The organism is Caballeronia eucalypticola (assembly GCF_047608185.1).
In the GTDB taxonomy this organism is placed as follows: Bacteria; Pseudomonadota; Gammaproteobacteria; order Burkholderiales; family Burkholderiaceae; genus Caballeronia.
Genome location: NZ_JBLKRU010000020.1, coordinates 89,887 through 104,121 on the forward strand (window position 1 = coordinate 89,887; position 14,235 = coordinate 104,121).

General features: G+C 58.9%; 13 protein-coding genes and 1 tRNA gene. All 14 read left to right on the top strand.

Translation table 11 applies throughout. The features are described from left to right. The first annotated feature begins 124 nt into the window (after positions 1-124). The 14 genes from rpsO (at position 125) to nuoH (ending at position 14,228) form a co-directional block, all read left to right on the top strand. Entirely contained in the window at positions 125-406 is a 282-nt protein-coding gene (gene rpsO / locus ACMX25_RS22640) for a 30S ribosomal protein S15 (RefSeq protein ID WP_414952302.1), read from the top strand. Between the two features lie 364 nt (positions 407-770). After that, entirely contained in the window at positions 771-2,918 is a 2,148-nt protein-coding gene (pnp, locus tag ACMX25_RS22645; RefSeq protein ID WP_414952303.1) for a polyribonucleotide nucleotidyltransferase, read from the top strand. 193 nt (positions 2,919-3,111) lie between these two features. Continuing rightward, positions 3,112-4,128: an NAD(P)H-quinone oxidoreductase gene (locus ACMX25_RS22650; protein WP_414952304.1), complete on the top strand. Its 1,017-nt coding sequence runs from the start codon at positions 3,112-3,114 to the stop codon at positions 4,126-4,128. Positions 4,129-4,310: 182 nt separating this feature from the next. After that, on the top strand, positions 4,311-5,093 hold the full coding sequence (gene tpiA / locus ACMX25_RS22655; protein ID WP_414952305.1) for a triose-phosphate isomerase: 783 nt from the start codon (positions 4,311-4,313) through the stop codon (positions 5,091-5,093). An 86-nt stretch (positions 5,094-5,179) separates the two neighbouring features. Beyond that, entirely contained in the window at positions 5,180-5,557 is a 378-nt protein-coding gene (gene secG, locus ACMX25_RS22660) for a preprotein translocase subunit SecG (RefSeq protein WP_414952306.1), read from the top strand. A gap of 114 nt (positions 5,558-5,671) precedes the next feature. Next, positions 5,672-5,756: transfer RNA gene (locus ACMX25_RS22665), tRNA-Leu, on the top strand. 164 nt (positions 5,757-5,920) lie between these two features. Continuing rightward, the gene (locus ACMX25_RS22670; protein WP_299719831.1) at positions 5,921-6,280 is read left to right on the top strand and encodes an NADH-quinone oxidoreductase subunit A; all 360 of its coding nucleotides are present in this window, start codon (positions 5,921-5,923) and stop codon (positions 6,278-6,280) included. Between the two features lie 75 nt (positions 6,281-6,355). Then, complete coding sequence (locus ACMX25_RS22675; protein ID WP_027819582.1) at positions 6,356-6,835, top strand: NuoB/complex I 20 kDa subunit family protein; 480 nt, start codon at positions 6,356-6,358, stop codon at positions 6,833-6,835. A 125-nt stretch (positions 6,836-6,960) separates the two neighbouring features. After that, positions 6,961-7,563 carry an NADH-quinone oxidoreductase subunit C gene (locus ACMX25_RS22680; RefSeq protein ID WP_414952307.1) on the top strand — a complete coding sequence of 201 codons (603 nt, stop codon included), beginning with the start codon at positions 6,961-6,963 and terminating at the stop codon, positions 7,561-7,563. Between the two features lie 9 nt (positions 7,564-7,572). Continuing rightward, positions 7,573-8,826 carry an NADH-quinone oxidoreductase subunit D gene (locus ACMX25_RS22685; protein WP_414952308.1) on the top strand — a complete coding sequence of 418 codons (1,254 nt, stop codon included), beginning with the start codon at positions 7,573-7,575 and terminating at the stop codon, positions 8,824-8,826. 158 nt (positions 8,827-8,984) lie between these two features. Then, a complete protein-coding gene (gene nuoE / locus ACMX25_RS22690; RefSeq protein ID WP_414952341.1) occupies positions 8,985-9,470 on the top strand; it encodes an NADH-quinone oxidoreductase subunit NuoE in 486 nt (161 codons plus the stop codon). Continuing rightward, a complete protein-coding gene (gene nuoF, locus ACMX25_RS22695) occupies positions 9,467-10,792 on the top strand; it encodes an NADH-quinone oxidoreductase subunit NuoF (protein ID WP_414952309.1) in 1,326 nt (441 codons plus the stop codon). The genes nuoE and nuoF overlap by 4 nt, the downstream gene beginning before the upstream one ends. Before the next feature lie 31 nt (positions 10,793-10,823). Continuing rightward, positions 10,824-13,163 carry an NADH-quinone oxidoreductase subunit NuoG gene (gene nuoG, locus ACMX25_RS22700; protein WP_414952310.1) on the top strand — a complete coding sequence of 780 codons (2,340 nt, stop codon included), beginning with the start codon at positions 10,824-10,826 and terminating at the stop codon, positions 13,161-13,163. Next, positions 13,164-14,228 (top strand): NADH-quinone oxidoreductase subunit NuoH, encoded by a 1,065-nt coding sequence (gene nuoH / locus ACMX25_RS22705; protein WP_414952311.1) that lies wholly within the window; start codon positions 13,164-13,166, stop codon positions 14,226-14,228. Positions 14,229-14,235: the final 7 nt, after the last annotated feature.

Consider the following 14,235-nt stretch of genomic DNA (forward strand, 5'->3'; position numbering starts at 1 on the left):
AGGGGTTGCAAAACCCTTATAGAACCTCGCGCGGTGAGTGAATCAGAGCTTGATTCAAGAATGTAGAAAACCCACGGCACGGCCCTTCTTCCGTGACCGCCTGTCCGTTTCAAAGGAAAATCAAATGTCGACCGTAGCAGCAGTTACTCATGCAAAGAAGTCCGACGTCGTCGCAGAATATGCGCGCGCCGCTAACGATACCGGATCGCCAGAAGTGCAAGTCGCACTGCTGACCACCCGTATCAACGAACTGACCGTTCACTTCAAGACTCACACGAAGGATCACCACAGCCGCCGCGGCCTGCTGCGCATGGTGAGCCGCCGTCGTAAGCTGCTCGATTACCTCAAGGGCAAAGACGCTGATCGTTATCGCTCGCTGATCGAGAAGCTGGGCCTGCGCAAGTAAGCGGCCAGCGTACACAACGAAATGCCTGTGTCAGTCTGCTGATACAGGCATTTTGTTTTTGAACGGCGCGCTCTTCATGGGCGCAGAAGTGAAAGTAGCGGGAATTATCGAAGGCTTGCATTAAAGCCAACCCCGGATCGGAAACCGATTCGACTACAGGACCGGGCCTCGCGGCAGAGCTTTGTGTCATTCCAGCGCGTCATGCGCATCGCGTGTCGTGTTGCGTTGGAATGACATACACCCCTCTCTCGTGTGGTTCCGGTCATCGCTTGGCTTCGCCGTTTCTTTACCGTGTGCATGGGCTCCGGATGCTCCGAAGTCCACGACAACACGTAGGAAACACGCGAGGCATAACGAAGAAGGAGTGAGAATGTTTAAAAAGATCGTCAAGGAATTCAAGTGGGGACAACACAACGTTCGCCTGGAAACAGGTGAAATCGCACGTCAGGCTGGCGGCGCGGTAATCGTTGATATCGAAGATACCGTGGTGCTCGCGACGGTTGTCGGCGCGAAAACGGCAAAGCCGGGCCAGGATTTCTTCCCGTTGACCGTCGATTATCTGGAAAAGACCTACGCAGCCGGCAAGATCCCGGGTGGTTTCTTCCGTCGCGAAGGCCGTCCGTCGGAAGGCGAAACGCTGATCTCGCGCCTGATCGACCGTCCGTTGCGCCCGCTGTTTCCGGAAGGCTTTTATAACGAAGTGCAGGTAGTAATTCATGTGCTGTCGTTGAACCCGGATGTGCCCGCGGACATTCCTGCGCTGATCGGCGCATCAGCGGCTCTGGCGATCTCCGGCTTGCCGTTCAACGGCCCGGTGGGCGCTGCCCGCGTTGCGTATATCAACAACGAATATGTGCTGAACCCGACCCGTCCGCAGATGAAGGAATCGGCGCTCGACCTGATCGTGGCCGGTACGGAACGCGCGGTATTGATGGTGGAATCGGAAGCGCAGCAACTGACCGAAGAAGTCATGCTCGGCGCCGTGGTGTTTGGCCACGACCAGATGCAGGTTGCTATCGACGCAATCCACGAACTGGTTGCCGAAGGTGGCAAGCCGGAGTGGGACTGGACGCCGGCCCCGAAGAACGAGCCGCTGATCGCCCGCGTGACGGAATTGGCGCAAGCCGACCTGAACGCGGTTTATCAGATCCGCGACAAATCGGCTCGCACCGCAAAGCTGAAGGAAGTCTACGCAGCAACGACCGCGAAGCTGACCGAGGACGCAGTGGCAGCAGGCCAGACGCCGGCTGACAAGGCGACTATCGGCAACGTGATGTTCGACATCGAAGCGAAGATCGTCCGCACGCAGATCCTGAACGGCGAACCGCGTATCGATGGCCGCGACACGCGCACCGTCCGCCCGATCGAAATCCGTACCGGCGTGCTGCCGCGTACGCACGGTTCGGCGCTGTTCACGCGCGGCGAAACGCAAGCGCTCGTGATCGCGACGCTGGGCACGAAGGGCGACGAACAAAACATCGACGCGCTCGAAGGCGAGTATCGCGAACGCTTCATGCTTCACTACAACATGCCTCCGTTCGCGACCGGCGAAACGGGTCGCGTCGGTTCGCCGAAGCGCCGTGAAATCGGTCACGGCCGTCTGGCGAAGCGCGCTTTGGTTGCAGTGCTGCCGAGCGCCGACGAATTCGGTTACTCCATCCGCGTTGTATCGGAAATCACGGAATCGAACGGATCTTCGTCGATGGCATCGGTTTGCGGTGGCTGTCTCGCGCTGATGGACGCTGGTGTGCCCATGAAAGCGCACGTCGCGGGTATCGCGATGGGCCTGATCCTGGAAGGCAACAAGTTCGCAGTGTTGACTGACATCCTGGGCGACGAAGATCACCTCGGCGACATGGACTTCAAGGTGGCGGGCACGGCGCAAGGCGTGACGGCACTGCAGATGGACATCAAGATCCAGGGCATCACGAAGGAAATCATGCAGGTCGCGCTCGCACAGGCGAAGGAAGGCCGCATGCATATCCTCGGCAAGATGACGACCGCGGTTCCGGGCACGAACACGAACCTGTCGGACTACGCGCCGCGCATGATCACCATGAAGATCAATCCGGAAAAGATCCGCGACGTGATCGGCAAGGGCGGTTCGGTGATCCGTGCGTTGACCGAAGAAACCAACACGACCATCGATATTTCCGATGACGGCGTGGTGACCATCGCAAGCACGAGCAGCGAAGGCATGGCGGAAGCGAAGAAGCGCATCGAGAACATCACGGCTGAAGTGGAAGTGGGTCAGGTCTACGAAGGTCCGGTACTCAAATTGCTGGACTTCGGCGCGATCGTGAATATTCTTCCGGGTAAGGATGGTCTGCTGCACATCTCGGAAATCGTGAACGAGCGCATCAAGGACATCAACGACTACCTGAAAGAAGGCCAGATCGTGAAGGTCAAGGTCATTCAGACAGACGAAAAGGGTCGTGTGCGTTTGTCAGCAAAGGCTTTGCTGAACGAAGGCGGCGCGCCTATCGAACCGATCCAGCCGCCACAGCAGTAATGCGGTAAGTTCGGGATGGCCGGCGCGTGACGTTTGCGTGCCGGCAGTTTTTGAATTTGTCGGTGGAAGATGAAGGTTCAAATGTGATTCGATGTTATTGCGGGTTTCGGCTGATGTTTTGTCCGAGTGAGCCTGCAATGCCATGGAGTTATGTCTCGGTGTTATGTGCGTGTGACTTGAAGGGAACAAGCAGATGAAAGCCATCGAAATCACCGAGTTCGGCGCGCCCGACGTATTGAAGCTGGGCGAGCGCCCCATGCCCGAGCCGAAGGCCGGCGAAGTGCTGATCAAGGTCGTGGCGTCGGGCGTGAATCGTCCGGACGTGTTCCAGCGCAAGGGCGGTTATGCACCGCCGCCGGGTGCGTCGGATCTGCCGGGGCTGGAAGTGGCGGGTGAGATCGTGCGCGGCGACTTCGATCCGAAGCACAATCCGTTCGGGCTGAAGGCAGGCGACCGCGTGTGTGCGCTGCTCGCCGGCGGCGGTTACGCCGAATACGCGTGTGCGCCGCTCGAGCAATGCCTGCCGGTGCCGAAGGGGTTGACGGACATCGAGGCGGCGTCGCTGCCGGAAACGTTCTTCACGGTCTGGAGCAACGTGTTCGAACGCGCGCATCTGGGCAAGGGCGAGAACGGTGCCGAAGAAACGCTGCTGATCCAGGGCGGATCGAGCGGTATCGGCGTGACGGCTATCCAGATCGCAAAGGCGCTGGGACATCGCGTGTTCGTGACAGCCGGGAACGACGAAAAGTGTCAGGCGTGCGAAACGCTGGGCGCGGAACGCGCGATCAACTACAACACCGAAGATTTCGTCGATGTCGTGAAGTCGCTGACCAATGACCGAGGTGTGGACGTGATCCTCGACATGGTCGCGGGCGATTATCTTCCGCGCGAGTTGAAGGCGCTGGCCGATGGCGGCCGGGTCGTGGTGATCGCAACCCTGGGCGGATCGAAGGCCGAGATCAATCTCAACGAAGTGCTGCGCCGGCGTTTGGTGATTACCGGTTCCACCTTGCGGCCGCGCTCAATCGCGTTCAAGGGGAAGGTTGCGGTGCAATTGAAGACGCAGGTGTGGCCGGAAATTGAAGCAGGACGGATCAAGCCGGTCATTCACCAGGTTTTCCCAGCCGATCAGGCCGCTGCCGCTCACGCGTTGATGGAAGGCAGCACGCATATCGGCAAGATCATGCTGGACTGGAGCCAGGTTGCCTGAAGGCTGGGCGCGGAGTCCGGATAACGGCGATCTGGTTTTGCTGTTTGACTACGCTGATTGAGCACGTTGTTTGACCGATTTCCGCCGGGCACAGTAAAATCGCATGTTGTGCTGGAGCGTTGCGTCCGAAAGTTCCATTTTCTATTTCAATGATCGGCAGCCTCGCTGCTACGACGAGACAAATGCCGAAAGAACAAGCCAAACGCGCAAAACTGGTAGTCGGAAACTGGAAGATGCACGGCCGTCTGGCTGAAAATGCGGTCTTGATGCAAGGAGTCGCCGCTGGCGCCGCGACGTTGGAGAAGGGCGTGCGTGCAGCGGTTTGCGTGCCAATGCCGTATCTGGCGCAAGCGCAGGCGCTGCTGGGCGGATCGGTGGTCGCGTGGGGTGTGCAGGACGTGTCAGCCCACACGCAGGGCGCGTATACAGGTGAAGTCGCGGCAGGCATGGCGGCGGATTTTGATGCAACATTCGCGATCGTTGGCCATTCGGAGAGGCGCGCCTATCATGGCGAGCATTCGGGCCTGGTCGCGGTGAAAGCGCAGCGAGTGCTCGAGGCAGGGTTGACGCCCATCGTGTGCGTGGGTGAGACGCTGGAGCAGCGCGACAATGGTTTGACAGAACAAGTGATCGGCGCGCAGTTGGAAGCGGTGTTGCTGGTGCTGAGCGAAGCCCAGGCGGCGAAGATGGTCGTGGCGTACGAGCCGATCTGGGCGATCGGCACGGGAAAAAGCGCGACGGCGGCGCAAGCCCAACAGGTTCACGCATTCCTGCGCGCGCAACTGGCAGGCAAGGGCGCGGCAGTGGCGGACGTGCCGGTGTTGTACGGCGGCAGCGTCAAGCCGGAAAACGCGGAAGAATTATTCGCTCAACAGGACATTGACGGCGGATTGATTGGCGGCGCATCGCTGAAGTCGAAAGATTTTCTTGCGATTTGCCAGGCGGCACAAAACGTTTCGGTTTAATTACCGAGTTTCAGCTTTCGAAAATGTAAGCATTAAAAGCGTGACGCAACAGTGTCGCGTGAACATTAAAGAGTCGGGTGAACGTAATGCTGTATTTAAAGACTTTGATTATTGTCGTCCAGTTGTTGTCGGCATTTGGTGTTATCGGACTGGTATTGCTGCAGCACGGCAAAGGTGCTGATATGGGCGCGGCGTTCGGTAGTGGCGCGTCGGGAAGTCTCTTCGGGGCGACCGGTTCGGCCAACTTCCTGTCACGCACAACGGCCGTGCTCGCCGCCGTGTTTTTCATCTCGACACTGACCCTGACGTACCTCGGCAGCTATAAGCCGGCAGCCTCCGCAGGCTTGCTGGGCGGGGCGGCAATGACCGCGCCCGTCGCGCATCCGGCCGTTGGCGTATCCGGTTCCGCGGCGGCTTCGGCACCGGTTGCATCGTCGGGTCCGGGCTCTGACGTTCCGAAATAATTTTTCGCCTGGATAGCTTTTTGTGCGTTGAACAAACTGGTTAACCCGGTTATAATTTTGTTCTTGAAGCGATTCCCGGCAATAAGAAGTTGTTTTTCCGGATTGCAAGACAGTGCCGACGTGGTGAAATTGGTAGACACGCTATCTTGAGGGGGTAGTGGCGAAAGCTGTGCGAGTTCGAGTCTCGCCGTCGGCACCAAAAGTTATCCAATGCCAGCCGCATGCATTGCTTCGGCTGGCATTGTCACTTCTGGCGAGTGATTTTGCTCAAGGTCTCTTGTGCATGTTTCTCGGCTTTAGTTGAAAATCGGCGGGGCAGTCGTCCCGGCCGGCACACCAGATCAAACCGATTTGAGGATAGTCGTGAATCTCTCAGCCTATTATCCCGTCTTGCTGTTCCTTGTCGTAGGCACCGGTTTAGGTATCGCGCTGGTCAGCATCGGTAAGATCCTCGGTCCCAATAAGCCTGACACCGAAAAGAACGCACCTTACGAGTGTGGCTTCGAAGCATTCGAAGACGCTCGTATGAAGTTCGATGTGCGCTACTATCTCGTCGCTATTCTGTTCATTATTTTCGACCTCGAAACCGCGTTCCTGTTTCCGTGGGGCGTCGCCCTGCGCGATGTCGGCTGGCCTGGTTTCCTGTCAATGATGGTTTTTCTGCTCGAGTTTCTGCTTGGTTTCGCCTACATCTGGAGAAAGGGTGGGCTGGACTGGGAGTGATGCAGTATTGAGCGGGTTGAAGATCACCGGATTGCTGGGCGGCTTTGGCTGGCTGCTCATCTGGAGTGAAAGCAAATGAGTATCGAAGGGGTCTTGAAGGAAGGGTTTGTCACCACCACGGCTGACAAACTGATTAACTGGACGCGCACGGGTTCGCTGTGGCCCATGACGTTCGGCTTGGCGTGTTGTGCGGTCGAGATGATGCACGCGGGTGCTGCCCGCTACGATCTGGACCGTTTCGGCGTCGTGTTTCGTCCAAGTCCGCGGCAGTCGGACGTGATGATCGTCGCCGGCACGCTATGCAACAAGATGGCGCCCGCGCTGCGCAAGGTCTACGACCAGATGGCCGAGCCGCGCTGGGTCATCTCCATGGGTTCGTGCGCCAACGGCGGTGGTTATTACCACTATTCGTATTCGGTAGTGCGCGGATGCGACCGGATCGTACCGGTCGATGTCTACGTGCCCGGATGCCCGCCGACGGCTGAAGCGCTGGTGTATGGCGTGATTCAGTTGCAGGCGAAGATTCGCCGCACCAGCACCATCGCTCGTCAGTAATTGTCGTTAGTATGTGCGCCGGAAAGTGCGCGCGCACATAAGCACGTCAGTCAGTGGCATTGAAGTCCCGGCGTTGAAGTCCGTGAAGTCCCATTAAGCGTCACCAAGGCCAGAGCCTCCCCAATATGGCAAGCAAACTCGAGACCCTGAAAGCGAACCTCGAGGCGGCGTTCGGCGACCGCCTGCATAGCATCACCGAGTCGCTCGGGCAACTGACCATCGTCGTCAAGGCAGCGAACTACGCCGACGTGATCCTCAAGCTGCGCGACGACCGTTCGCTCGGCTTCGAACAACTCGTCGACCTGTGCGGCGTGGACTACTCCACTTACGGCGAAGGCGCCTACGAAGGCCCGCGTTTCGCGGCCGTCCTCCATCTTCTTTCGATCGCGAATAACTGGCGTCTGCGCGTGCGCGTGTTCGCGCCGGACGACGAAGTGCCCATCGTGCCGTCGGCTGTCGACGTCTGGTCGTCCGCGAACTGGTATGAGCGGGAAGCATTCGACCTGTTCGGTATCGTCTTCGAAGGCCACCCGGACCTGCGCCGCATTCTCACCGACTACGGCTTTATCGGCCATCCGTTCCGCAAGGACTTCCCGGTGTCGGGTTATGTCGAAATGCGTTACGACCCGGAAGAGAAGCGCGTCGTGTACCAGCCAGTGACGATCGAGGCGCGCGAAATCACGCCGCGCGTGATCCGCGAGGACCGCTATGGCGGTCTGAAACACTAAGAGAACGCCATGGCAGAGATCAAGAACTACACGCTCAATTTCGGTCCGCAACACCCGGCCGCGCACGGTGTGCTGCGCCTCGTGCTGGAACTGGACGGCGAAGTGATTCAGCGCGCCGATCCGCATATCGGCCTGTTGCATCGCGCGACTGAAAAGCTCGCGGAATCGAAGACCTTCATTCAGTCCGTGCCGTACATGGACCGTCTCGACTATGTGTCGATGATGGCCAACGAACACGGCTACGTGCTGGCGATCGAGAAGCTGCTCGGCATCGACATCCCGGTTCGCGCGAAATATATCCGCGTGCTGTTCGACGAAATCACGCGCGTGCTGAACCACCTGATGTGGATCGGCTCGCACGCGCTCGACGTCGGCGCCATGGCGGTGTTTTTGTATGCGTTCCGTGAACGCGAAGATTTGATGGACGTGTATGAAGCGGTCTCCGGCGCCCGGATGCACGCGGCGTATTACCGTCCGGGCGGCGTGTATCGCGATCTGCCTGACGCAATGCCGCAATACAAGGCGTCGAAAATCCGCAATGCGAAGGCGTTGTCGCGGATGAACGAAACGCGTCAGGGTTCGTTGCTCGATTTCATCGAAGAGTTCTTTGGGCGGTTTCCGAAGTGCGTCGATGAATACGAGACGTTGCTGACCGATAACCGTATCTGGAAGCAGCGTCTGGTGGGTATCGGCGTGGTCAGTCCTGAGCGCGCATTGCAGCTCGGCATGACCGGCGCGATGCTGCGCGGCTCGGGCATTGAATGGGATCTGCGCAAGAAGCAGCCGTACGAAGTCTACGATCAACTGGATTTCGATATTCCGGTCGGCGTGAACGGTGACTGCTACGACCGTTATCTCGTGCGCGTGGAAGAAATGCGTCAGTCCACCCGCATCGCGAAACAATGTATTGACTGGCTTCGTAAGAATCCAGGCCCGGTGATGGTCGACAATCACAAGATTGCGCCGCCGTCGCGCGTGGGCATGAAGACCAACATGGAAGAGCTGATTCACCACTTCAAGCTCTTCACGGAAGGTTTTCACGTTCCCGAAGGTGAGACGTATGCGGCAATCGAACATCCGAAGGGCGAGTTCGGTATTTACCTGATTTCGGATGGCGCGAACAAGCCGTATCGACTGAAGATTCGTGCTCCGGGTTATGCGCATCTTGCTTCACTCGACGAAATGGCTCGCGGTCACATGATTGCGGACGCGGTGACGATCATCGGCACGCAGGACATCGTGTTCGGTGAGATCGATCGCTGACATGCAGTCGCGAGCACTCTGCGCCGCACCACGCCGGCACGCACGCGCAACAGCGCTGAGCTTGCCGGCGAACCAACAACAGCAGGACGCCAGGTCTGCCGCAAAAGAAGGACGCGGCGGGTTTTCGTTCGGTAGGAACTGAAAGAGTCGTGTCTGAAATGATCTCAGCTGAAGGCCTGAAAGAAATCGATCGCGCGATCGCGAAATATCCCGTGGACCAGAAACAGTCCGCGGTGATGTCGGCGTTGACTGTCGCTCAGGAAGAGCACGGCTGGCTGTCGCCGGAGCTGATGCAGTTTGTCGCCGATTACCTCAGCATGCCCGCCGTGGCCGTGCAGGAGGTGGCGACGTTCTACACCATGTACGAGACCTCGCCGGTCGGCAAACACAAGATCACGCTCTGTACGAACCTGCCGTGCCAGCTCGGTCCGGACGGCGGCTCGGAAAGCGCGGCTGAATACCTGAAGCAAAAGCTTGGTATCGACTTTGGCGAAACCACCGCCGACGGCAAGTTCACCTTGAAAGAAGGCGAATGTTTCGGCGCGTGTGGCGATGCACCCGTGATGCTCGTGAACAATCACCGTATGTGCAGCTTCATGAGTCGCGAGCGGATCGACACGCTCCTCGAGGAACTATCGAAATGACGTCTCTCCACGACCGCCACATCCAGCCCCTGATTCTCGCCGGCCTCAACGGCGAAAACTGGCACCTTGAAGACTATGTGGCGCGCGGCGGTTATGCCCAGCTGCGCCGCATTCTCGAAGAAAAAATTCCGCAAGAGCAGGTCATTGCCGACGTCAAGGCGTCGGGCTTGCGCGGCCGCGGCGGTGCGGGTTTCCCGACCGGCCTCAAGTGGAGCTTCATGCCGCGCCAGTTCCCGGGGCAGAAGTACCTCGTCTGCAATTCGGACGAAGGTGAACCGGGTACGTTTAAAGACCGCGACATTCTGCGCTGGAATCCGCATTCGTTGATCGAAGGCATGGCCATCGGCGCGTATGCCATGGGCATCACGGTTGGCTACAACTACATTCACGGCGAGATTTTCGAGGTCTATCGGATCTTCGAACAGGCGCTTGAAGAAGCGCGTGCGGCCGGGTACCTCGGAGCAAATATCCTGGGTTCGGGGTTCTCGTTCGAGCTGCATGCGCACCATGGTTACGGCGCGTATATCTGCGGCGAAGAAACTGCGTTGCTCGAGTCGCTGGAAGGCAAGAAAGGCCAGCCGCGCTTCAAACCGCCGTTCCCGGCGAGCTTCGGCGTGTACGGCAAGCCGACCACGATCAACAACACTGAAACATTCGCAGCCGTACCGTTCCTGCTGGCTATCGGCCCGCAGAAATATCTCGAGATCGGCAAGCCGAACAATGGCGGCACGAAGATCTTCTCGGTGGCTGGCGACGTCAATCGTCCGGGCAACTTCGAAGTGCCGCTGGGCACATCGTTCGAAACCCTGCTCGAGTTGGCCGGTGGCGTGCGCGGCAAGTCGGTGAAAGCGGTGATCCCGGGCGGATCGTCGGCGCCGGTGATTCCGGGCGACATCATGTTGAAGACCGACATGGACTACGACTCGATCGCCAAAGCCGGCTCAATGCTCGGTTCGGGCGCCGTTATCGTGATGAACGAAACGCGCTGCATGGTGCGCTCGCTGCTGCGTCTTTCGTACTTCTATTACGAAGAGTCGTGCGGTCAATGCACGCCTTGCCGCGAAGGTACGGGCTGGCTGTATCGCGTGGTTCATCGGATCGAACATGGACTCGGGCGCAAGGAAGACCTGGATCTGCTGAACTCGGTCGCAGAAAACATCATGGGTCGCACCATCTGTGCACTCGGCGACGCGGCGGCTATGCCGGTGCGCGGCATGCTGAAGCACTTCTGGGACGAATTTGAATATCACGTCGAGCATAAACATTGTCTCGTCGACGGACACGCGCATCACGCGCACACGTCCGAAGCGCTTACCGCGTGATCAGTGATCAGGCCAAGGACCATTCCCCATCATGGTTGAACTAGAAATCGACGGCAAAAGTGTAGAAGTGCCTGAAGGCAGCATGGTGATCCAGGCTGCGCATAAGGTAGATACCTACATTCCGCACTTTTGCTATCACAAGAAACTGTCGATCGCGGCGAACTGCCGGATGTGTCTGGTCGAAGTAGAGAAAATGCCGAAGGCGGTTCCCGCCTGTGCCACGCCGGTGTCGGCGGGCATGATCGTGCGGACGAAATCGGACAAGGCCGTGAAGGCGCAGCAGTCCGTAATGGAATTCCTGCTGATCAATCACCCGCTCGATTGCCCGATTTGCGATCAGGGCGGCGAATGTCAGCTGCAAGACTTGGCCGTGGGTTACGGCAAGTCGCAATCGCGCTACAACGAAGAAAAGCGCGTGGTGTTCCACAAGAACGTCGGACCGCTGATCTCGATGGAAGAAATGACGCGTTGCATTCATTGCACGCGTTGTGTCCGTTTCGGTCAGGAAGTGGCCGGCGTGATGGAACTCGGCATGCTGGGTCGTGGCGAGCATTCGGAAATCACGTCGTTCGTTGGCAAGACGGTGGACTCGGAACTGTCGGGCAACATGATCGACCTGTGCCCGGTCGGTGCGTTGACGAGCAAGCCGTTCCGCTACAGCGCCCGTACGTGGGAACTGTCGCGCCGCAAGTCGATCAGCCCGCACGATTCCGTCGGCGCGAACCTGGTCGTGCAAGTCAAGAACAACCGTGTCATGCGCGTTCTGCCGATGGAAAACGAAGCCATCAACGAATGCTGGATCTCGGACAAGGATCGCTTTTCGTACGAATCGCTGAACAGCGACGAACGTCTCACACAGCCTATGCTGAAGCAGGGCGGCAAGTGGATCGAGACCGACTGGCAAACAGCGCTGGAATACGTGGCGAAGGGTATCAAGGGCATTACGGCCGATCATGGCGCGAATCAGATCGCTGCTTTGGCTACGCCGCATAGCACCGTCGAAGAACTGTATTTGCTGAAGCAGTTTGCTGAAGGCGTGGGGTCGCCGAACGTCGACTTCCGTCTGCGTCAGAGCGATTTCTCGGCGCCGGTTTCGGACAGCGCACCGTGGCTTGGCATGAAGATCGCAGACCTGACGAATATCGATACGGCGTTTGTCGTCGGTTCGTTCCTGCGTCGCGATCATCCGCTGTTTGCTGCGCGCCTTCGTCAGGCCGCCAAGGGCGGGGCAATGCTCACGTTCCTGAACGCGACCAATGACGATTCGCTGATTCCGGCTGCGCATCGCGTAGTCGCGGCGCCGTCGGAATGGCTCGACCGCCTCGGCAGTCTGGCTGCAGCGGTTGGCGAAGCACGAGGCGTTGCAGTGCCGGAAGCGTTCGCTTCGTATGAAGCATCGGCTGCGGCGAAAGACATTGCGGCGTCGTTGTCGGCGGGTGAAAAGCGCGTGGTGTTGCTCGGCAACAGCGCGGTTCAGCATCCGCAGTTTGCGCAGATCCAGGCGGTATGCCAATGGATCGCTGACAACACCGGCGCCACGCTGGGTTATCTGACGGAAGCGGCTAATACGGTTGGCGCGCATCTCGTCGATGCACTGCCGGGCGAAGGCGGACTGAACGCACGTGAAGTGTTCGAACAGCCGCGCAAGGGTTACGTGCTGTTCAACGTCGAACCCGCATTCGATACCGCCAACCCGGCTCAAGCGCTGGCCGCATTGAAGCAGGCAGAAATGGTTGTCGCGTTGTCGGCATTCAAGCATGGCGCTGATTACGCCGACGTGCTGCTGCCCATCGCGCCGTTCACGGAAACGTCGGGCACGTTCGTCAACGCTGAAGGCACTGCGCAGACGTTCAACGGCGTGGTACGTCCGCTGGGCGAAACGCGTCCGGGCTGGAAGGTCCTGCGCGTTCTGGGCAGCATCCTCGGCCTGAAGGGTTTCGAATTCGATACCGCCGAAGAAGTCCGTGACGCGGCATTGGGCACGAGCGGCGATTTGACGGCGCGTCTGTCGAACAAGACGAACGTGGCGATCAAGGCTGTTTCGAAAGCGGCAGCAAACGAAGGCCGCTACGAACGTCTCGCCGACACGCCGATTTACCATGCCGACGCGTTGTCGCGTCGCGCTGAATCGTTGCATCTGACGGCTGCTGCGCGCGACGCAAACGTGGTTGGATTGCCGACGTCGCTGTTCGAGAAACTCGGTCTGAAAAACGGCGATGCAGTGCGTGTCGCCCAAGGTGATCTCGCGGTGGTCCTGCCGGCATTTCGTGATGCGAACCTGGCGGAAAGCGTGGTGCGTGTATCGGCGGGAACGTCGGCCGGTGCAGCGCTCGGGGCTCTGTTCGGTGAACTGGTAGTGGAGAAGGCGTAAATGGGCTTGTTCGATACGATCAACGCAGGCGGGACGCAGATTCTCGGCGTCGCCTGGCCGACGGTGTGGGCCTTAGTCCGCATTCTCGTGGTCTCGGTAGTGATCCTGCTGTGCGTGGCGTACCTGATTCTGTGGGAACGCAAGCTCATCGGCTGGATGCACGTTCGTCTCGGCCCGAATCGCGTGGGTCCTCTCGGTCTGTTGCAGCCGATCGCCGACGTGCTGAAGCTGTTGCTAAAGGAAGTGATTCAGCCGACGCAAGCAAGCCGCTGGATCTACCTGATCGCGCCGATCATGACCGTGGTGCCCGCGTTCGCGGTGTGGGCGGTGATTCCGTTCCAGGCGAAAGCGGTGCTCGGCGACATCAACGCGGGCCTGCTCTACGTGATGGCGATTTCGTCCGTCGGCGTGTACGGCGTGATCCTCGCCGGTTGGGCGTCGAACTCGAAGTACGCGTTCCTCGGTGCGATGCGCGCAGCAGCACAAATGGTCTCGTACGAAATCTCGATGGGCTTCGCGCTCGTCGTTGTGCTGATGGTCACGGGCAGCCTGAATATGTCGGCCATCGTGGTGTCGCAAGAGCAGGGCATTTTCGCGAACTGGGGTATCAACTTCCTCTCGTGGAACTGGCTGCCGCTGCTGCCCATGTTCGTTGTGTACTTCATCTCGGGTATTGCTGAAACGAACCGTCACCCGTTTGACGTGGTGGAAGGCGAGTCGGAAATTGTCGCGGGCCACATGATCGATTATTCGGGCATGGCGTTCGCGCTGTTCTTCCTGGCTGAATACATCAACATGATCGTGATCTCGGCGATCGCAAGCACGTTGTTCCTTGGCGGCTGGAGTGCACCGTTTGGTTTCCTGTCCTTCATCCCGGGCATTTTCTGGTTCGTGCTGAAGATCTTCTTCCTGCTGTCGGTGTTCATCTGGGCTCGTGCGACGTTCCCGCGTTATCGCTATGACCAGATCATGCGTCTCGGCTGGAAAATCTTTCTGCCGGTGTCGGTGGTGTGGGTGGTCGTGGTCGGGTTCTGGATCATGTCGCCGCTGAACATCTGGAAATAATGGGCGG